Origin of the sequence: Mucilaginibacter sp., from assembly GCF_025362475.1 — a bacterium.
Classification (GTDB): Bacteria; Bacteroidota; Bacteroidia; order Sphingobacteriales; family Sphingobacteriaceae; genus Mucilaginibacter.
This window is the reverse complement of sequence record NZ_JANYGH010000067.1, coordinates 103957-124717: the sequence shown is the minus strand read 5'-3', so window position 1 is coordinate 124717 and position 20761 is coordinate 103957. Positions and strand designations below refer to the sequence as shown.

23 protein-coding genes are annotated in these 20761 nt (G+C 40.9%); 16 read left to right on the top strand and 7 right to left on the bottom strand.

Annotated elements, in window-relative coordinates; all coding sequences use genetic code 11:
• The first annotated feature begins 12 nt into the window (after positions 1 to 12).
• From Q0R88_RS23805 to Q0R88_RS23790, 4 genes are all read left to right on the top strand, one after another.
• Positions 13 to 567 (top strand): sigma-70 family RNA polymerase sigma factor, encoded by a 555-nt coding sequence (locus tag Q0R88_RS23805; protein WP_295720923.1) that lies wholly within the window; start codon positions 13 to 15, stop codon positions 565 to 567.
• A gap of 60 nt (positions 568 to 627) precedes the next feature.
• A complete protein-coding gene (locus Q0R88_RS23800) occupies positions 628 to 1566 on the top strand; it encodes a hypothetical protein (protein ID WP_295720922.1) in 939 nt (312 codons plus the stop codon).
• Positions 1567 to 1579: 13 nt separating this feature from the next.
• A complete protein-coding gene (locus Q0R88_RS23795; RefSeq protein ID WP_295720921.1) occupies positions 1580 to 2059 on the top strand; it encodes a hypothetical protein in 480 nt (159 codons plus the stop codon).
• 111 nt (positions 2060 to 2170) lie between these two features.
• Positions 2171 to 3361, top strand: a complete 1191-nt coding sequence (locus Q0R88_RS23790; RefSeq protein ID WP_295720920.1) for an aspartate aminotransferase family protein — start codon at positions 2171 to 2173, stop codon at positions 3359 to 3361.
• Positions 3362 to 3649: 288 nt separating this feature from the next.
• On the opposite strand, the gene Q0R88_RS23785 is transcribed toward Q0R88_RS23790, so the two are convergent.
• The 5 genes from Q0R88_RS23785 to yihA form a co-directional block, all read right to left on the bottom strand.
• Positions 3650 to 5350 carry a M3 family oligoendopeptidase gene (locus Q0R88_RS23785; protein WP_295720919.1) on the bottom strand — a complete coding sequence of 567 codons (1701 nt, stop codon included), beginning with the start codon at positions 5348 to 5350 and terminating at the stop codon, positions 3650 to 3652.
• Between the two features lie 189 nt (positions 5351 to 5539).
• Positions 5540 to 6472, bottom strand: a complete 933-nt coding sequence (locus Q0R88_RS23780) for an NAD-dependent epimerase/dehydratase family protein (RefSeq protein ID WP_295720918.1) — start codon at positions 6470 to 6472, stop codon at positions 5540 to 5542.
• A 198-nt stretch (positions 6473 to 6670) separates the two neighbouring features.
• On the bottom strand, positions 6671 to 7276 hold the full coding sequence (locus Q0R88_RS23775; RefSeq protein WP_295720917.1) for a Crp/Fnr family transcriptional regulator: 606 nt from the start codon (positions 7274 to 7276) through the stop codon (positions 6671 to 6673).
• Entirely contained in the window at positions 7264 to 8118 is an 855-nt protein-coding gene (locus tag Q0R88_RS23770; protein WP_295720916.1) for a UbiA-like polyprenyltransferase, read from the bottom strand. Before Q0R88_RS23770 ends, Q0R88_RS23775 begins: the two co-directional genes overlap by 13 nt.
• A gap of 270 nt (positions 8119 to 8388) precedes the next feature.
• Positions 8389 to 9012 (bottom strand): ribosome biogenesis GTP-binding protein YihA/YsxC, encoded by a 624-nt coding sequence (gene yihA, locus Q0R88_RS23765; RefSeq protein ID WP_295720915.1) that lies wholly within the window; start codon positions 9010 to 9012, stop codon positions 8389 to 8391.
• A gap of 148 nt (positions 9013 to 9160) precedes the next feature.
• Here yihA and Q0R88_RS23760 point away from each other — a divergent pair, with 148 nt between their 5' ends.
• Positions 9161 to 9649, top strand: coding sequence for a VOC family protein (locus Q0R88_RS23760; protein WP_295720914.1), 489 nt, complete (start codon positions 9161 to 9163; stop codon positions 9647 to 9649).
• 103 nt (positions 9650 to 9752) lie between these two features.
• Here the strand turns inward: Q0R88_RS23760 and Q0R88_RS23755 are convergent, their stop codons facing one another.
• Positions 9753 to 10490, bottom strand: coding sequence for a DUF1080 domain-containing protein (locus Q0R88_RS23755; RefSeq protein WP_295720913.1), 738 nt, complete (start codon positions 10488 to 10490; stop codon positions 9753 to 9755).
• A 44-nt stretch (positions 10491 to 10534) separates the two neighbouring features.
• On the bottom strand, positions 10535 to 11908 hold the full coding sequence (locus Q0R88_RS23750; protein ID WP_295720912.1) for a Gfo/Idh/MocA family oxidoreductase: 1374 nt from the start codon (positions 11906 to 11908) through the stop codon (positions 10535 to 10537).
• A gap of 213 nt (positions 11909 to 12121) precedes the next feature.
• Between Q0R88_RS23750 and ubiE the strand changes: the two genes are divergently transcribed.
• The 11 genes from ubiE (at position 12122) to Q0R88_RS23695 (ending at position 20731) form a co-directional block, all read left to right on the top strand.
• Complete coding sequence (ubiE, locus tag Q0R88_RS23745; protein WP_295720911.1) at positions 12122 to 12853, top strand: bifunctional demethylmenaquinone methyltransferase/2-methoxy-6-polyprenyl-1,4-benzoquinol methylase UbiE; 732 nt, start codon at positions 12122 to 12124, stop codon at positions 12851 to 12853.
• 32 nt (positions 12854 to 12885) lie between these two features.
• Complete coding sequence (locus Q0R88_RS23740) at positions 12886 to 13584, top strand: outer membrane beta-barrel protein (protein WP_295720910.1); 699 nt, start codon at positions 12886 to 12888, stop codon at positions 13582 to 13584.
• A gap of 163 nt (positions 13585 to 13747) precedes the next feature.
• On the top strand, positions 13748 to 14506 hold the full coding sequence (locus Q0R88_RS23735; protein WP_295720909.1) for an SDR family oxidoreductase: 759 nt from the start codon (positions 13748 to 13750) through the stop codon (positions 14504 to 14506).
• 140 nt (positions 14507 to 14646) lie between these two features.
• Entirely contained in the window at positions 14647 to 15096 is a 450-nt protein-coding gene (locus Q0R88_RS23730; RefSeq protein WP_295720908.1) for a GatB/YqeY domain-containing protein, read from the top strand.
• Between the two features lie 160 nt (positions 15097 to 15256).
• The gene (locus tag Q0R88_RS23725) at positions 15257 to 16024 is read left to right on the top strand and encodes an alpha/beta hydrolase (RefSeq protein WP_295720907.1); all 768 of its coding nucleotides are present in this window, start codon (positions 15257 to 15259) and stop codon (positions 16022 to 16024) included.
• A 1-nt stretch (position 16025) separates the two neighbouring features.
• Complete coding sequence (locus tag Q0R88_RS23720; RefSeq protein ID WP_295720906.1) at positions 16026 to 16688, top strand: CBS domain-containing protein; 663 nt, start codon at positions 16026 to 16028, stop codon at positions 16686 to 16688.
• Between the two features lie 68 nt (positions 16689 to 16756).
• Positions 16757 to 17140, top strand: a complete 384-nt coding sequence (locus Q0R88_RS23715; RefSeq protein WP_295720905.1) for a four helix bundle protein — start codon at positions 16757 to 16759, stop codon at positions 17138 to 17140.
• Between the two features lie 108 nt (positions 17141 to 17248).
• Entirely contained in the window at positions 17249 to 18136 is an 888-nt protein-coding gene (locus Q0R88_RS23710) for an NAD kinase (RefSeq protein ID WP_295720904.1), read from the top strand.
• Between the two features lie 9 nt (positions 18137 to 18145).
• Positions 18146 to 18928 carry a DUF6089 family protein gene (locus tag Q0R88_RS23705; RefSeq protein WP_295720903.1) on the top strand — a complete coding sequence of 261 codons (783 nt, stop codon included), beginning with the start codon at positions 18146 to 18148 and terminating at the stop codon, positions 18926 to 18928.
• 140 nt (positions 18929 to 19068) lie between these two features.
• Positions 19069 to 19590, top strand: coding sequence for a biopolymer transporter ExbD (locus Q0R88_RS23700; RefSeq protein WP_295720902.1), 522 nt, complete (start codon positions 19069 to 19071; stop codon positions 19588 to 19590).
• 400 nt (positions 19591 to 19990) lie between these two features.
• Positions 19991 to 20731: an isoprenyl transferase gene (locus Q0R88_RS23695; protein WP_295720962.1), complete on the top strand. Its 741-nt coding sequence runs from the start codon at positions 19991 to 19993 to the stop codon at positions 20729 to 20731.
• Positions 20732 to 20761 lie beyond the last annotated feature (30 nt).

The following is a 20761-nucleotide window of genomic DNA, read 5'->3' as shown; positions in this document are numbered from 1 at the left end:
AAAAATTATAAAATGTCGGTGCAGGTTGAAGATATAGAGATTTTAAGCAAGTTCCAGGACGAAAAAACGCGTAACGAAGCATTTAACCTGTTGCTTAAAAAATACCAGCAAAAAATTTACTGGCACGTTCGCCGTATGGTTATTGACCATGATGATGCGGATGATCTTGTACAGGATGTTTTTATTAAAGTTTGGAAAAATCTGTTGGGTTTTAGAAACGATGCGCAACTTTATACCTGGATGTACCGCATAGCATCCAACGAATGCATTACTTTTTTGAATAAGAAAAAGCAAAAAAATAATGTTTCGTTGGATGATGTTGCCTATGAACTGGCTGATACACTGGCCGATTCGAGCTATTTTAACGGCGACGCGGCACAGCGCAAATTGCAGGAAGCACTGTTAACGCTGCCCGAAAAACAGAAACTCGTGTTCAATATGAAATATTATGAGGATATGAAGTATGAAGAGATTTCGGCAGTGTTGGGTACAAGTGTAGGTGCTTTAAAGGCATCTTTTCACCTGGCTGTTAAAAAAATAGAGGCATATTTAATCTCTAAAGATTAATTCAGAATTAATTCAGATTTACGTTAAACCTTTTAGCACTTTGTTCATCTATAGTTATGTATGAAAAGCGATATGGACAATAGGGAATGGCTGGATGATTATACGTCACTTAAACAGATCAACGCAAATGATCCGTTTACTGTGCCGGCTGGCTATTTTGATGAATTAGCGCAGCACATAACATCACGCATCAGGTTAGAAGAGTTAAAAAGCTCATCTGCAGGGTTTACCGTGCCTGAAAATTACTTTGAACAATTAAGCAGCAATATACAAAGCCGTATAAATGTTGAATCGGATTTGGGTACCGGGAACTCCGGTTTTACTACTCCTCCCAATTTTTTTGAGGAGCAGGCAAGCAATATCCAAAGCAGAATTGCCATTGAGCAATACGTGAATAATGAAGCTGAAGGCTTTGATGTTCCTGAAAATTATTTTGAGGAACTGGACAATAACATCCAAAGCAGGATTGCTATTGATGAGCATTTGAATAATCGGGATGAGGGTTTTGCGGTTCCTGAAAATTACTTTGAAGAGTTGAGTAACAACATCCAAAGCAGGATTGCTGTGGGGGAGCTTTTGGAACATGAGGCAGAAAGCTTTACCGTGCCAGCAAATTATTTTGAGCAGCTTAACCAGAATATTTTAAACAAAACTGTTAACCAGGCAGAGGAAGTTGCCCAGGTGATTAACCTGCAGGTTGCGGTTCAAAAGAGGGGCATTGTTCGTAAAATGTTTGCTTCGGCTACCTTTAGGTATGCTACCGCGGCATGTTTTGCTTTGATCCTTGGAATTGGTGTGGTTTTGAAAAGCCCGACGCCTACAGATCATAATCACTCTTTTTTACATGAGGAGTTATCTACAGTGCCTGTGGCCGAAATAAAAAGTTACCTGCAGCTGCACATGGATGCGAGCGATACCCGTACACTGATGGATGGCTCACAAAAAATTAACAGCCAGAATTTGGATGAGGATTTGTCAGATTATATAGATACTAATTAATTAAGGAGCTTTAATGAGTAAGTTGATCAGGCATATTTTTATTTTATTATTTATTATAGCTGCAGGCTTTGAATCCTATGGGCAGGCCAATAGCCTGGTTCCGGCCAAGCCTAATGTTACGCGTACAAAAAAATCAGGCATGGGCGCCAAGCTTGAGGCTGCACGCAATAATTTTATCAGCAAACAGCTTGATCTCAGCGATCATGAATCAACTAAATTTTGGCCCTTATACCGTCAATACCAACAGGAATTAACTGCAGTACGCATATTAAAGCGCTTAAATAATTCCAGTGCATCCTCCAATGGCACAGAGCAAATTGATAAGGAAATTTACTATGAAAGCCAACTTGTGGCTATACGTAAACGCTACCGCGATTCTTTTTCAAAAATACTCCCACCCGAAAAAGTAAGCAAATTGTATAAAAGCGAGCAAGAGTTTAATGACGAGCTTATTAAACAACTCAGCGAGCGCAGCGAACGGGCCGGGAATTAATTAGTGAAATACTGTTTTTTTTGATCTGCTAATTGGTTAATAATTCGTGAAGTATTAATTGGATTGTTGATTTTTGTATGATCATCATATTTCATCACTTACTAATTAAACATGACCACTCTTCGCCAGCTTTTTTTAGCTAATAATGCACAAACCACTAATTTCCCGTTGTTGCTTGAGTTTGAACGTGCAGAGGGAATTTATATGTATGATGCGGCAGGCAAAGCTTTTATTGACCTCATCTCGGGCATAGGCGTAAGCAGCCTTGGTCATGGTAATCCACATGTTATCGAAGCTATTAAACAGCAGGTTGATAAATACATGCACCTGATGGTTTATGGCGAATTTGTGCAAACACCGCAGGTACGCTTTGCAGAGAAACTGGTATCACTACTTCCCGAAAATTTACAATCGGTATACTTTACCAACTCGGGCGCTGAGGCGGTTGAGGGCGCTTTAAAACTGGCCAAGCGTTTTACCGGCAGGCAACAAATAGTGGCCTGTCATAACTCTTATCATGGCAGTTCGCACGGGGCATTAAGTGTAATGGGTAATGAGGAATTTAAGCAGGCTTACAGGCCTTTATTACCGGGTATAAATTTTATCCGGTTTAATGTAATTGATGATCTGCCGCTGATAACCGGGGAAACCGCCTGTGTTATTGTTGAGACTATACAAGGAGAGGCCGGCGTCAGGGTGCCTGATTTAGCCTATATGCAGGCTTTACGCAAACGTTGTGATGAAACAGGCACATTGCTTATTTTAGATGAGATACAGGCGGCGTTTGGTCGCACAGGTAAGCTTTTTGCTTTTGAACATTTTGGCATTGTACCCGATATATTGTTATTGGCAAAAGCCTTAGGCGGAGGGATGCCTGTTGGCGCTTTTATATCATCAAACCATATCATGGGGGCCTTCAAAGAAAATCCTATCCTGGGGCATATCACTACTTTTGGTGGCCACCCGGTTTGTTGCGCTGCAGGATTGGCGGCTTTAGAAGTATTGATTAATGATGACCTGGTATCAGGCGTAGCCGAAAAAGAAATGCAGTTTCGAAAATTGCTGGTTCATCCGGCTATAAAAGAGGTAAGAGGGAAAGGGTTGATGCTGGCCATTGAACTTGAAAACTTTGATCTGAATAAAAAGATCATTGATCGCTGTATTGAGCATGGTGTAATAACCGACTGGTTTTTACATTGCAGCAATTCTATGCGCCTTGCGCCCCCGCTTATTATCAACCCCGCCGAAATTGAAAAATCATGCGCGGTGATCATTGAAGCTATAGATTATTACACAAACTAATTTGATAAAAAAAGCCAGTTGTTCTGTTTGTTTCAAATAGAATAACTGGCTTTTAAGGCCTTTTCACTTAGAGGTTTACTGTGCGTACACATTTTTTTCCTCTTGTATTAAAAATACGTTGTCATTTCGAACGAGGTACGAGGAGAAATCTTGTACGATATGCAAAGTCAGCTATGCAGGATGTAGAAGATTTCTCTTTCGCTCCTCCGCTCATTCCTCCCCATGCTCTATCGAAATGACATTTTTTTATTAGAAGATGTGTACACAAATAGATAGGGGGTGAAGCTCTTATAATTTATCCATTTCCCGCTTCACAAACTCCGCCAGTTCTTTCACGTAAGCAGCGCTAAAATCAAACTTGATGCCGGCGGTTTCGTAAATTTCTTTGATGGTTTTTGTATAGCCAAGCTTAAGGGCATCCAGGTATTGCTGCAAACCTTTTTCAGGATTTTCTTTATAATTCTTCCATACTGCAATGGCGCCTAACTGGGCCATGCCGTACTCTATATAATAAAATGGTACCTCGAAGATGTGCAGCTGTTTTTGCCAAAGATTAGCTTCGGCATCAGGATGCCCGCTCCAATCCACAAAGCCTGCGCCAAATGGCTCATAAATCTCTATCCAGGCGGTTTTACGGTCGGCGTCGGTATGGCCAGGGTTAGTATAGATCCAATGTTGAAACTGATCAACTACGGCTACCCAGGGCAGGGTTTTAAGCACATCAATTAATTGATCACGTTTGGCGCGTTTAAGGTCTTCCTCATTATCAAAAAACACATCCCAGTTATCCATCGATATCAACTCCATCGACATTGAAGCCAGTTCGGCCACTTCAGATGGGCAATGTTTAAAATCGTTCAACTCCAGGTCGGCAGTTAAAAAAGTATGTACCGCGTGACCGCCTTCGTGTACCATGGTAGTTAAATCGCGGAAAGTATTGGCCGAGTTCATGAATATGAAAGGCGCGCCGGTTTCTGATAGCGGGTAGTTATAACCACCGGGCGCTTTACCTTTGCGGCTTTCCACATCAAACAGGTTATTATCTTTCATGATCTCCAGCCGCTCGCCCAGGTAACGATTGATATTGCTAAAGCACTGAATAGATTTTTCTATCAGCTCATTACCGCTATTAAACGGTTTTAAAGCTGGTTTGCCAGATATATCAACATCCATATCCCAGGGCTTTAAGGCTGGCAGGGCAAGGGCTTCCTTTCGTTTTTCGGCCTGTTCGCGCAGGATGGGCACAATTTCTTTTTCGATAGCTTCATGGAAGGCGTAGCAATCCTGCGGCGTATAATCAAACCTGCCAAGCGCCTGGAACATGTAATCCCTGAAATTCTCAAATCCGGCATTCAAGGCAACTTTATGGCGTAAAGCACGCAGGTGATCAAAAAGAGTATCTAAGGTGTCTTTTTCCTGTAAGCGGCGGGCAGTTATCTTTTCCCATACCTCCTGGCGTTTTGCACGGTCGGTACCTTTTAAAAATACTGATGCCTGCTCCAGGGTAAATTCCTTGTCATCAATATGCACCGACATGGCACCGGTTATTGACTGGTATTTTTGTTGCTCTACCTGGATCTCGGTTTGTACGGGGATGTTCTCTTCACGGAAAAGTTCCAATGCCTTTTTTACGGCGCGCAAAAAGATGAAGTATTTTTCCTTATCAAGTTGGTCAACATATGCGCTGGCTACCAGTTTTTTATTTAAATCGTTGCTATATGGGGCAATTTTAGGCTCAATCTCGGTAGCAAAGTATTGGAAGTTTTGCAATAATTCTTCACTGGTCGTATCGCAGGTCATGCGGATATAACGCCAGGCAAAGTCTTCCTCTAAAGCGGCTTCCAGCTCACTTTTATCGTGCAGCCATTTCTCCAGTTCGTGTACTGAATTGATGGGGCGTGCAAGCAATTCTTTATAAATAGGTTCCAGGGTTTCCCATTTAATATCGAGCGTTGCCGGGATATATGTTCTTGTTTTTTTGTGGATCATTGCTTTGATGTTCAAATTATAGATGTGCAAATATGCAGATTAGTACCGAAGTTTTTTTGGTCGGAAAGTCAAAAGTATCTGGTCCTAAATTTAACTAAATCGCATATCTTACATAAGAAGTCAAAAACGTAAAAACCGGAAATTGAAAAGCAACTCCCGGTTTTTACCGACCCGGTAACTCGCCGTCTTTTATGCTTTGGCTTTATACAATGTTTGGGATAACTCCCTTAATCCATCCTCATAGCTTGTAGGCTTAAAGTTAAATGCCTTTTCAAATTTGCTGCTATCAAAAATATAGTCGTGATTATATTGGTAATACATTTCAACGGTTCCCATTACCACTTTTTGAAACAAGCCTATAAGCCATAACATGAATTTGCTGACACGCATAAACTTAGGTTTAACCTGGTAAACCCTGGCTGCAATATCTATAAACTGTTTGCCTGTAATGGCCGGGGCGGTAGGCAGGTGCCATATTTGGTTATCACTATCCGGGTTTTGCCCAAGCAGGAACATGGCTTTGCCAGCATCGGGAATGTAGATAAAATTGTGTTTCTTTTCCGGGTCGCCTATCCATTGGGCTGTTTGCTTTGCTGCGTTTTTGGTAAGTACCATCATATCAACAAAACTGTTTAAGGAGTCGGTGCCATAAAAATCGGGCGCACGGGCAATACTAGCGCGGATGTTGCCGGCTTTTACTTCATCCATCAGCATGGTGGCGATCCCTGCGCGGGTTTCTCCTTTTGCGCTGTTGGGGTGATAAGGAGTATCCTCTTTCATTGGCCCGTTAACCAGGCCATACATGTAAACATTATCAAAAAATATCAATCGTGCGCCTGTTGCTTTGGTAGCATTTATTACGTTTTGCATCACGACCGGCCATTGTGCCTTCCAGATATCTTTATCGTAAACCAGGCCGGCAACAAGGTAAATTACGGTTGATCCTTGGGCTGCAGCTAAAACTTCATCGTAATTCAGCAGATCTGCTTTTTGCCAGGTTATGTTTTTGCCCGTAATTTTTACAGGTTTGCGGCTAACCAAACGGATAGTTTCGTTTGTGTTCATCAATTCGCGGGTGAGGGCATTTGCTACGGCGCCACCGGCTCCTAATATAGTGTGCATAATCTTTTTCGTTTTTGTTACAACAAATGTAGGGCATCGTTGAAAGTCAAAACGTTAACAAAAGATAAGAAAAATGGATTTAAGAATCGGCTGGTTCAATTTGGGATTGAAATGCCCGATTTAGAGTTTAGGATTTGTTTTTTAGCGGTTGGGATTCAGGGTTCGGCTTTCACCTTTACGCCTTTGGCTTTCAGCTTATCAGGCGCTTATTTTCATAATCCTTCTCCTGATCCGCGACAGTGAAACAGGGGTGATGCCTAAAAAATTGGCAATGTAATGCTGTGGGATGCGCTGCAATACTTCGCCGCCTGTTTCTAACAGCTTGTTATAACGTTCTTCGGGAGTTTGGGTTAAAAAGGACGTTACCCGGTCTTCATAACAAATAAGATAATGCTCGGCTACCAATCTGCCAAAGCGTTCCATTTTATGGCCGATGAGTTCATGGGCGTAGGCCTGCTGCATGGCTTTATAGTTAAGGGCAACTATCTGCGTATCCTCCAATGCCTGTATGTAATTTAAACCAGGGGCGCCGGTTAAAAAACTTTTATATGAGCTAAGTAATTCGTTTTCAAAGCTAAAGTAGCCGGTTATCTCTTCACCATCCTTCACATTAAAATAGCGTACAGAGCCTTTTACAATCAGCCCTATCTGGGTGCAAACTTTGCCTGGTTCGGCAAAGTTTTTCTTTTTTTTAAGGTGACTAACTTCCAATAAAGGCGACAAGATTTGCCATTCCGCATCATTCATCGGAACATATAATTCTACATGTTCCCTGAATTTATTGATGGCGGTTAGTGTGTCCATATCCTGTCTAAAAGAAATAATACAGCAAACACTACGCTGGCAATTCCATTAGTGGTCATGAAGGCAAAGTTTACGCGGCTTAAATCGTTAGGCTTAACCAGCAGGTGTTGATAAATAAGCATCGCACAGAAAAAGGCGATTCCTACGTAATAAAGGATACCCACATGGGTGAAAAATACGGGCATTACAATAAATAACGCCGACAGCACATGTAAAAAGGTTGATAATCTTAACGCATTAACCTTACCCAAATATGCAGGGATTGAATGCAAATTTTGGCTACGGTCGAAATCCTCATCCTGCAGGGCGTAAATAATATCAAACCCGCTCACCCAGCATAAAACAGAAAGGGAAAAAAATACAGGTGTCAGGGCAAATGCTCCCGTAACCACAAGGTATGCGCCGATAGGGGCCAGGGATAAACCTAAACCTAAAACCAAATGGCATAGTGCGGTGAAGCGCTTGGTTGCGCTATAGCCCATTACCACAAATAAGGCAATTGGCGATAGGTAAAAGCATAAAGGGTTAATGAAAAACGTAGCTGCAATAAATAGCCCGCAGTTAATTAATGTAAAAGTTAAAGCTGCGGGTGCGCTGATCCTGCCAGATGGAATATCGCGTTGTTTGGTACGCGGGTTTTGGGCGTCAATGTCCCTATCCAGGTAACGGTTAAACGCCATGGCCGAGTTGCGGGCAAAGATCATGCATAGCACCATTAAAACCAGCTTGCGCCAGTCAAACGTATGGTTAGTAGTGGTAACTGCCAAAAAGAAGCCGATGAATGCAAACGGCATGGCAAATATGGTATGCGTAAAGGTTACTAATGAAAGGTATTTTTTCATGTTATATAAAATGGTCCTCTTGTATTAAAAACACGTTGTCATTTCGAACGAGGTACGAGGAGAAATCTTGTACAATATGCAAAGTCCGTTAGCACAACGCATAAGATTTTTCGCTACGCTCAAGAGATTATTTCTCTTTCGCTCCTGTCCATTCCCCCCCCCCCAGTACTCTATCGGAAATGACAATTTTCTTTTATTAAAAATTTGCGTACTCACAGTAGCTCTCAAGAGGGGAATTGTTAATTATGGTAACATAATGATACCATCATATTAATCTCTTGGTTCAAAATGTGGTATCACAAAACTTCTATTTATGTTATCTATAAAACCTAAAATTTCATCACGGCCTACCTGCAATTCGGCAGATGTTACAAAATATTGCGGAAACTCCTCAAAGGTCTCCGTTAAAGTTTTTTTGAACTTCGCGATATTTTGGTCGGTTTTTACGCTGGATTGTTTATCGGCCTTGGTGAATACCAGTACAAACGACAAGCCTTTTTCGCCCAGCCAGTTACAAAATTCAATATCTATCTTTTGCGGTTCAAGGCGGCTATCAATCAGCACCATTACACATTGCAGGCTTTCGCGTTTATCAAGGTAATTATGGATAAATTTGTTCCAGTTGGCCTTATTTGTTTTGGATGCCCGGGCATAACCATAACCAGGTAAATCAACAATATACCAGCTTTCGTTAACAAAAAAATGGTTGATAAGCTGGGTTTTACCGGGTGTTTGTGACGTTTTTGCTAATCCCTTTTTTTGCGTTAGCATATTGATAAGGGACGATTTGCCCACATTTGAGCGCCCGATAAACGCGTACTCCGCCTTAACAGGCGGCGGAAGTTTGGAAATCTGGGTATTGCTGCAAATAAATTCGGCCGTTTTAACAATCATGCTGCAAAGGTAATATTTTTTACTGGTGCGCTGATGACCGATAAATGTGATCAGCTTTGAACCATATATTTGCTACTGCTTGTTTTACAATAGATAAACAAATATAAATGCAATTATAGTTAAATTTGATGTTTAAACATGTAATATAATGAATGAATATAAAATACCCGCCCAAACCCGCATAGGTCATGTACATTTAAAGGTTAGTGATTTGCAAAAATCACTTGATTTTTATTGCGGTTTACTGGGCTTTGATAAAATGATGATGTATGGCGATCAGGCTGCGTTTATATCTGCCGGTGGGTATCACCATCATATAGGTTTAAATACCTGGCATAGTAAAGGAGCTTCACCAGCGCCAGCGTATGCGCCCGGCCTTTACCATACTGCTATTGTATATCCCGAACGAAAGGATCTGGCAGTAATACTGCAAAGACTTATTGATGCCAAATACACCATCACAGGAGCATCAGACCACGGGGTATCGGAAGCTATTTATTTAAACGACCCGGATCAAAACGGTGTTGAACTTTACTGGGACAGATCAAAAGAGCTTTGGCCAAAGGATGATCATGGTGACATGACGATGTTTACCAAAAGGTTGGATATTGAAGGGCTTTTGGCATTGGCTAAATAAACATGCTTTTGAGGATTAAAATAGATTAACAGGATTTGTATTGTCTACCGATAGCCGGGCGTGACGTCAAATCCTGTTAATCTTGTAAAATCCCTAAGTCGTGCTACAACTCCTTAATCCTTACATTTCTAAAATAAGCTTTATGCCCATGATCCTGCAGGGCAATTAGGCCGGTTTTAGCTGTGCCGTAATCGGGGTAATCTTTCCATTTACCTTCGGTTTTTTTCTTGGTCCAATCATCAGTCCATGCCTCAAACGAAACTATTTTTGATCCGTTAAGCCAATGCTCTACATGGCCATTATTGAATACAATTTTGCTGATGTTCCATTTACCAATTGGCTCTACTTTTTTAAGTGTGTTGGGCAGGTGCATGGCGTAATCGCAGCCGGTTTTTTGCCATTCTTCCAGTTTGTCTGGCCAGCCTTCATCATCTATAATCTGGTATTCGGGGCCGGTATCATAGGTAGCATGGTATTTGGGGTCTTCAATAACATGATAAAGCACACCGCTGTTGCTGCCTTTATCAATTTTCCATTCCCACTCCAGTTCAAAATTAGTGTAGGCTTTATCGGTAACAATATCGCCCCCGGTATCGCCTGCGGCTGCACCTAAGCATACCAGGGCGCCATCAACTATGGTCCAGTTTTTTACTTCGCCTTTTTTATTAAAGCCATGCCAGCCATTTAATGTTTTACCATCAAATAGTTTTACCCAGTCGGCTTTTTTAGGATGTGACTTTTTTGTATGAGGAGGTGTTTTTACCGATATGGCTGATGTTTGCACGCAAACTAAGGCTGCGGCAGCCATCACCCAACCAAGTTTTTTTAGTTGTTGTTTCATAACTTGCTAATGTATTTGTCTTAATAACTATAAAGTTTTTCGTCTTAACCCTTTTTCGCCAGCTGCATTTTTTCCGGATCCCAAAACATAGGACTATTGTTATAGTAGCTATCGTTACATAGCAGGGCAGGAGCAGCGGCACGGTACCCAAATATGGCATCCTCCGTTACCTTGCCATTGTTTCTGATGGCGTTAAAGAAGTTATTCATGTGGTCATAAGGGCCACCCATGTAGCCCTTATCGGCATCATAGGTGATCTCTTCTGGTGGCAGCATTCTTTTGCGCTCGGTATAGCTGCCGCCTGCTTTTTTCAGTTTATCGAGGTAAAAAGGATCGTCGGATGCAAAGGTCTTGTTCCTTTTCAGGGTAACTTTATCCCAGGTTATATCCATCGAGCCTTCGCTGCCTACCAGTTTAAGGTAAGTAGTGCCGCTGGTGCCATCAACAAAGTTGCAGCGTAAAGAAAGATTAAAGGCTGGATGGGCCTGTGTTTTACCATAATCAAAAGTGCCCAGCAATACATCAGGTACCTCGCGGCCATCGTTCCAGAAACGTAAGCCACCCGATGCATAGATCTTGTTTGGCCCAACAGAATCCGTTATAAAGTGCAGACTGGAGAACAGGTGCACAAAAAGATCACCAGCCATACCCGTACCATAATCGGTATAGTTTCTCCAGCGGAAAAAGCGTTTCTCATCAAACGGGCGTTTTTTGGTGTTGCTGATATAGGTTTCCCAATCCACAGTTTGCGGTGATGCATCGGCCGGGATAGGGTATTGCCAAACTTCCAGCGGTTCGCGACGGGCCCAAAAGCCTTCGGCATAATTGAGCTGGCCTATAGCCCCGCTTTTTAACAGTTCATGCGCTTTCTCATTACCCAATGATGATACGCCCTGGCTGCCCACCTGGAATATTTTACCTGTTTCCTTCTGCGCTTTTATTACAGCCGGACCTTCGGTAATAGCATGAACCATTGGTTTTTCGCAGTATACATGTTTACCGGCGTGCATGGCATCAACAGAAATTTGCTGGTGCCAGTGGTCGGGAGTGGCAATAATTACGGCGTCTATATCCTTACGATTCAAGATCTCTTTATAAACGCGGGTGGTAAAAATATCAGCACCCCATTTAGCTTTGGCATCTTTAAGGCGGCCGTCATATAAATCACATACGGCAACCAGCTTTACACCTGGAATTTTAAGGGCTGTATCCGTATCACTGTTGCCCATACCGCCTGCGCCAATAAGGGCAATGTTGATCTGGTCATTCAGTTCATAGCCCAATTGCCTTTTGAGTATGGCAAATGGTTTTACCGTATTTTCGGAAGCGAACAGGTTGCTTCCAACGGCTACGGCAGCGGTTGTAGTGGTTAGTTTTTTAATGAAACTTCTGCGGGATGATTCTTGTTTTTCTTTCATAGATAAGGCTTAAACTTATATGCTTTAGTTAATTTATGAGAACCGATAAAATAGGGCCGCTCCATTTTGGGGAGAGACCGGTTACGAACTGGTTTAAAAGAATTGGCTTTTAAAATTAAGGAATTGACTTAACATTTACACAAGCCAATCAACTTAATACATCCAAATAAACGCAATCATGATACAATCACTATCTTTGCTACCACTAAAAAAATGAGCAAAACCATAACTCCGTACAACAATCAGCAAGCTACCAAAAAAGAGCAGGTGGCGGATATGTTTAACAATATATCAAAAACATATGATTTTTTGAACCATTTTATGTCGTTGGGGATTGATATCATCTGGCGTAAAAAGGCGATAAACGAATTAAAAAAGGATCAACCAAAACTAATTCTGGATGTAGCCACAGGCACAGGCGACTTTGCCTTTGAAGCCTTGAAAGCGTTAAAACCCAATAAAATAATTGGTGTGGATATTTCACGCGGCATGCTTGATATCGCCGAGCAAAAGATCCAGAAACGAGGCCTTGGTGATAAGTTTGAAGTGAAACTTGGTGATTCGGAAAAGCTGCCTTTTGATGATGATGCTTTTGACGCGGTTACGGTTGCTTATGGCGTTCGTAATTTCGAGAACCTGGAAATTGGTTTGGCTGATATTCAACGGGTGCTAAAACCGGGTGGCAAAGCGGTGGTACTGGAGTTTTCAAAACCCAAAGCTTTCCCGGTAAAACAGCTGTATAATTTTTACTTCAATTATATTACACCGGGCATAGGCAAGTTGTTTAGTAAGGATTCAAGAGCTTATAGCTATTTGCCCGAGTCAGTAGCGGCTTTTCCGGATGGAAAGAGTTTTGTTGCTTTAATGGATAAAGTAGGCTTTAAAAATACCAAACACAGGCCATTGGCGTTTGGTATCTGTTCTATTTACACTGGTGTTAAATGATCAAAATACGGTGCCTTTTAGTTGTATGCCTTATGTTTTGCTGCAAATTTTTGCTGGCGCAGAATGTACCGGCATGGGGCGGAGGTGCCGACCAGCAAGACCTGAGTTTTGGTTTTAGCTTTAGTTATGTTAGCAGCGATTTTAAAATAGTAAAGAAGCCCGATTGGCGTAAGCCCTTTTTTGATGCAACCAACAATCAATATATAACCGATTCGTTAAACGGCATCAGTTCAAAGGGTACACCTGGTTTTGCTATTGGTTTTTTAACACGCTATACATTAACCGAGCATTTTGAAGTACGCATAACACCATCGCTGGTTTTTGCCGATCGTAATTTAACGTATACTTATGCCAACCCCGATCAAAACCAGGTTAAGCAGCTGCAAACCACCTCGGTGGATATTCCGTTGTCTTTCAAATTAAAATCTGATAGGCTGGGCGATTTCAGGGCCTATATTTTAGGCGGCGTTAAATACACCAAAGCCATCGGCACCAAAAAAAATGATGCCAATTTAGATCCCATGGATAAACTGGTGAAAAATGCCGGTGGATTTAGCTCCTATGAAGCGGGCCTTGGCTGTGATATTTATTTTGAGTTTTTTAAGCTCTCGCCCCAAATTAAGGTATCCAACTCCTTTGGTAATATATTGGTTCCAGAAAATCATCCCTTTTCAAGCCCTATCAGTAAGTTGTCTTTACATACCGTTATGTTTAGTTTGTTTTTTGAGTAGATAGATAAGTGCTACCCTGAGCTTGTTGAAGGATAGGGCGCAGGCCACTGCTCGCCAGGAACAGGCAGGTTTGGCATAACAGCCGGATTAAGTAACATTACCTCAGAACAACAATAATTCAAACTAAAAAACATAATTTCGCTCCTATAGTTATCCTACTATTATGACTAAAATTGCTTTAATTACAGGTGCAACCGCCGGAATTGGCGAGGCATGTGCACACGTATTTGCCCGCGAGGGTTATAATCTGATACTAACGGGCCGGAGGGAAGACCGACTTGAAAAATTAGCCGAACAGTTAAATGAAACTTATAATGTGGAGATTGCCATTTTATCATTTGATGTGCGCAACCGTGAACAGGTAATTGAAAACCTGGAAGGCTTGCCCGAAAAATGGAAGCTGGTTGATGTGTTGATTAATAACGCTGGTTTAAGCCAGGGCCTTGATCCTATACAAAACGGTAATGTAGATGATTGGGAAACGATGATTGATACCAACATAAAAGGTTTACTTTATGTAAGCCGTATGGTATCAAACTGGATGATAGCTAGTGGTAGAGGCCATATTATCAATTTAGGCTCCATAGCCGGCAAAGAAGTTTATCTTAACGGTAATGTTTATTGCGCAACCAAGCACGCTGTTGATGCGTTAAACAAGGGTATGCGGATTGATCTGTTGCCTCATGGTATAAAGGTTACTGCTATACACCCGGGGGCAGTGGAAACGGAGTTTTCTGAAGTTAGGTTTAAGGGTGATAAGGAACGCGCTAAAAAAGTTTATGATGGCTTTGAGCCGCTGGTAGCACAGGATGTTGCAGAAACCATTTGGTTTGTAGCATCGCGGCCGGCGCACGTAAATATCAACGACCTGGTGATTATGCCAACAGCGCAAGCTACTGCTGTGAATATATATCGAAAATAATGTGCAGATGATGATTTGATGTGCAGATGAAAAAAAGTATGAACATCTGAAATTATAATCTGCACATTTGCACATCTGAAATTTGCGCATTTGTTAACACATTTGCATATCTGAAATCTGCATATCTAAAATTAAAATACATGTCATTAATCACACAAATAGACCAGGATATAAAGCTGGCTATGTTGGCAAAACAACCTGATCGTCTTAGAGGACTGCGTGCTATAAAATCGGCCTTGTTACTGGCTAAAACCGAAAAAGGCGCAGCCGAAGAACTTACTGAGGAAGCTGAAATTAAAGTACTTCAAAAACTGATCAAACAACGTAAAGAATCGGCAGATATATACCGCACTCAAAACCGGGAAGATCTATACGAAATTGAAATGGAAGAAATGCGCGTGATTGAGCCTTACCTGCCCCAGCAAATGACCCGTTTTGAAATTGAAGGTTACCTTCAGGAACTGATCAGTAGGATTGGAGCTACATCGATACAAGACCTTGGCAAGGTTATGGGTACTGCCAATAAAGAACTTGCGGGCAAAGCCGATGGTAAAACTATATCAGAGGTAGTGAGGCAATTATTGGGATAGTTATTAATTTAACAATGTAAGCTTAATATCTACATTGATAAATTATTACTATAATTGTTGCAAGTCATTCGCAATAGATTAAATTTATAGCGAATTAACATATTTTTATACTGAAACGGGTTTTGGTATAGTTAATTGAAAATTAATATTAATAATTTATATGGATTTCGTGCTTAAAGAGGAACACGGTTTTAGTTACATCGATGAGGGCGAAGGTGAGGTGCTGTTACTACTGCACGGTTTAATGGGGTCATTAAGTAATTGGGATGGCGTAGTTGAGGAGTTTAAATCCCAATACCGCGTAATAATACCAATACTTCCAATTTATGATATGCCTCTTTTAACTACTGGTGTAAGAAGTTTATCAAAATTTGTACATAAGTTTATCAAGTTTAAAAACCTGAGCAATATTACGTTGCTGGGTAATTCGCTTGGAGGGCACGTAGCTTTAGTGTATGTTTTAGCACACCCCGAAAATGTAAAGGCCATGGTTTTAACCGGCAGTTCGGGGTTATATGAAAATGCTTTTGGTGGTTCGTTTCCGCGCCGCGAAAGTATTGATTTTGTGAGAGAAAAGGTGCAGTATACTTTTTATGATCCGGCCATTGCAACTGATGAAATGGTTAATGATATACATAAACTGATAAATGACAGGCATAGCGTAATCAGGTTACTGGCGATGGCAAAATCAGCTATCCGCCATAACATGAAGAAAGATCTTCATAAAATGACCTTGCCTGTTTGTTTAATATGGGGTAAAGATGATAAAATTACACCGCCCGATGTTGCGGTTGAGTTTAATGAATTATTACCCGATTCTGAATTGCACTGGATTGATAAATGCGGCCATGCCCCAATGATGGAGCGGCCACAGGAGTTTAACGTTTTGTTTAGCGCATTTTTAGATAAATTAAAAGTAAAAGCATAACATGATAGCAATTGAGCTGATAGCTGATGTGATACCCCCGGTTCATACCTCTGATAGTATACAGAAGGTATATGACCGTATGCTGGAGTTTCGCGTGAGGCATTTGCCAATTGTAAATGAAGAACAGTTTTTAGGTTTAGTAGCCGAGGATGATCTGATAGGCGAAAGCGATTACCAGGCATCAATAGGATCGTTGGCGCTTTCGCTTGTTAATCCTTACGTGCTGGAAGATCAGCATATTTATGATGTAATTCGCATGTTTCATGAGCGCCAGCTCACGGTTGTGCCTGTGCTTGATGCCAAGCAAAATTACCTGGGTCTAATCTCCATAAACGCTATAACTGAATATTTTGCGCAGATCACCTCTGTATCACAACCCGGGGGGATTATCGTACTCGAAATCAACAATAAAAATAACTCGCTGGCGCATATGGCGCAGATAGTAGAATCTGACAATGCCCAGGTGCTGAGTTCATACGTTCAAACATTTCCCGATTCAACCCGGATGGAAGTAACCCTTAAGGTTAATAAGCAGGATATCTCAACCATTATCGCCACTTTCCTGCGGTATGAATATGACGTAAAGGCAACCTTTAACAATACCGATCATAACGATAATGGCAGAGATCGTTACGATTCACTTATGAATTATCTTAACCTTTAGTTCATTAGCTCATTGGTTCATTAGTTCATTGGTGAAAAGTTCAATAGTTTTGTGATTGATTGATTAATATGAGTTATTATAGTCTTGAAGATTTAGAGGTATATCAATTAGCCGAAGGTTTTAGCGACGAAATTTGGATGATAGTTAGTGGTTGGGAATATTTTGCAAAAGATACCGTGGGTAAACAAATAGTACGCTCTGCTGATTCTATAGGGGCTAATATTGCTGAGGGATATGGCCGATACCACTTTAAAGAAAATCGAAATTTTTGTTTTTTTAGCCGTGGCTCAATTTTAGAAACAAAAGGGTGGCTAATAAAATCAAAAAACAGGAACCTGATAAATGAAGATCAATTTAATTCACTATTTGAGAAACTTCAATCCATCCATCTCAAACTTAATGCATATTTAAAGTTTATTGGAAAAAATGCCAAAGTTAAAGCAGATCAGTAAAGTATATCAATAATATATTATCAAAAGGCAGGTATAAACGCCGGCCCATGAACTACTGAACTACCATTCCCGCGCAAAAGACCAATGAACCAATGAACCAATGAACTAATGAACCAAAGAATAGCAATTTACGGCAGGCCATTTAATGAACCATCTGTAATCCCTTATATACAACAGGTATTTGATAACCTGGCCCACCACAATGTCGAGATCTACGTACATCATCTGCTCAACGAATATCTTCAGGATAAAATTAACGGTGTAGTTTATAATGTGCTGCAAAGTACAGACTCGTTAAAAGGCTTTATAGATGTTTTTATAACACTGGGTGGGGATGGTACCCTGCTGGATATGGTTACCGTTATCCGCGATTCTGGCATCCCCGTTATTGGTATCAATTTTGGCAGGCTGGGTTTTTTAGCCAGCGTAAACAAAAGCGATATTAACGCTGCCATACACGCGGTAGTGAATAAGGAATTTACACTTGATTGCCGCGAACTGCTGAAAATAGATTCAAAGTCATCCATTTTTGGGGAAGATAACTTCGCGCTTAATGATGTAACTATCCATAAGCGCGACGATGCCGCCATGATTATCACCCATGTGTTTTTAAATGACGAGTTTTTAAACTCCTATTGGGGCGATGGGCTTATTATATCAACCTCAACAGGCTCAACAGCATATTCCTTAAGTTGTGGCGGTCCTATCATCTTCCCACAATCAAACAGTATTGTAGTTACCCCGGTGTCACCCCATAATTTAAATGTGAGGCCAATTATATTGCCGGATAACAGCAAGCTATGTTTTGAGGTAGAAACCCGAAGCTCCAAATACCTGGTATCCTGCGATTCAAGGATGGCTGTTATGGATGAAACGATGAAGTTTCACGTGGAGAAAGCCGGTTTTCAGCTAAATTTGATCCGGTTAAATAATGAAAGTTATTTAACAACGTTAAGGAACAAACTATTATGGGGATTGGATGCCCGTAATTATTAAAACTGCTTGATGCCTAAAATTTTACTTTTTGTTTTCCTTTTACTGTTTTCGTATCATTTGCAGGCACAAACCTGGGAGATAGGCGGCTCATTAGGCGCTGCTGGCTATATTGGTGATTTAAATATCAATAACCCTGTAAAAGTAAGCGGCATATCCGGCGGCTTGTTTGTAAAACGAAATTTTGATGGATACCTTTCAGCAAGACTAACGTTTAGTTATGGTAAGTTTGGCGCTGCCGATAGTACATCATCCAGCCAGCAATTCCGTGATCGTAATTTGAGTTTTACCGATGGGGTGAAAGAGGTCAGCGCCATTGGCGAGTTCAATTTCCTGAAATATATTCCGGATGCAGGTCCTAATAAATTTACGCCATTTATATATGCCGGTATTGGGCTCACTTCCTATGCGCCGCGTACTATTTATAACGGGGCATCTGTTGACTTGAGAGAGTTAAAAACAGAAGGTCAGCCAGCGCCTTACGGAGGCCATACTGCGGTGATCCCTTATGGAGTTGGTATAAAGTACAATATTGCCGGAAAGTTTAACCTGGCGGCAGATATTGGATATCGCTATACGTTTACAGACTACCTGGATGATGTGAGTAGCGTATATGCCGATAAAAGCAAGCTTAATGGTATTGCCAGGGCCCTATCTGACAGATCTGGCGAGCGGACCGGAACCTACATTGGTTCGGTTGGAACACAGCGCGGCGATTTTAAGCCCCGCGATACCTATTTCCTGATTGGGTTTAGTATCTCCTATACCTTTGTTACCCAGCGTTGTTATTATTGATGTGTTCAAAATTTAATTCTACTTTTTTAGCAATAACAGAATTTAATTCTGTTATTGTGCAATATATTAATTTATAATTCGTTTTAAGGTTAATGATCGGTATTTAATACTGGTGATTATTAACCTTAAACTATAAAATCATGGCCGAATTAAATTCCTCTCCCCAAAAATCAGGATCTACCCGCGGACGTAAAAGAATGAATACCCGCGTTGATCTTACCGCAATGGTTGATCTGGCTTTCCTGCTCATCACTTTTTTTATAATGACAACTACGCTTGCAAAGCCAAAGGCCATGCCTTTAGCCATGCCCGACGGCAGCCTTGGCGATCCCGTGCCTGCCAGTCGTAGCCTCACCATCTGCCTTGGTAAAAGCGACCGGGTGATGTGGTACCTTGGCGAATTGAAAAATCCGGTGATTGCGCCATCAATTACCAACTTTGGTAAAAATGGTTTACGGCAGGCACTTATTGAAACCAGCAAAATGATCAGAAATAAAACAGGCAAAAACATGATTGTATTGGTAAAGCCCAGTAACCATTCGGTATACAGCAATGTAGTTAATACTTTAGATGAATTAAATATTACCCAAACTCAAATATATTCTATTGTTGATATAGCCCCCCAGGATGTGGAGGCTTTAAAACAAAAAGGTGTTTATTAGCAGCTGATTAAAAGGGGTACCAAACCTAAATACCGCGCTTTATTTACAGGGCATTGTGATCAATTTTTAGGGATCATAGATGCCTTTTTTGCATTTAAAGTTGTTTTAAACCATAATAAACAGGGCCGGAAAATGTTATTTATGTGTTTTTAATGACATTTACAGGCAATATTTATAATAACATTTTCTTTTATTGCTGCATACTAAAAAAATACAAAGGAAGTTTTACCTTTGTACCCTGAAAAAACCGGCAATTCGGCATATAAATAACGCTGTAGCAGGATAATTTTTAAGGTCGATTAGTCTAAAAACAAATATTTATTAGGCATGGCGTTGATAAAAATAAAAACAAAAGCATGTCTTTTATAAGCCATTACACCGGTTTTTGATAATGAGTAATATGGAATATTTGGATCAGATTGATTTGTTAAGATTGCCAAAACATGTAGCTATCATTATGGATGGCAACGGCCGTTGGGCAAAAGAGAAAGGCAAGTTAAGGGTATTTGGTCATCATAACGGAGTGGTATCTGTAAGGGATGTTGTTGAGGGCGCAGATAAACTGGGTATAAAATACGTTACACTATATACCTTCTCGTCAGAAAACTGGAACAGACCCAAATTTGAGGTTATGGCCATCATGGAACTTATGGTGAGCACCATTCATAAGGAAATTGCCGGTTTCATGAAAAATAATATTAAGCTAAATGCCATTGGCGATTTGGACATGCTGCCTGCGAAATGCTTAAAAGAGTTAAATGCGGCCATGCAAAAAACTTCATTAAATACAGGGGTGGTACTTACGCTGGCCTTAAGCTATGGTTCAAGGCGCGAGATTTTACAGGCGGCTAAAAACATAGCCATACAGGTAAAAAGCGGGGAGTTGGAAGTGGAAGATATTAATGAAAATGTTTTTGAACGGAATTTATTCACCAACGATATGCCCGATCCTGAATTACTGATCAGAACCGGCGGCGAATATCGGATAAGTAATTATTTATTATGGCAAATTGCCTATGCCGAGTTGTATTTTACAACCAAGCTATGGCCCGATTTCAGAAAGGAAGATTTGTACGAAGCCATACTTGATTATCAAAAACGCGAGCGTCGTTTTGGTATGACAAGTGAGCAGGTTAACTAAATTTTTCCTTTTAACACTTTTTAACAACTG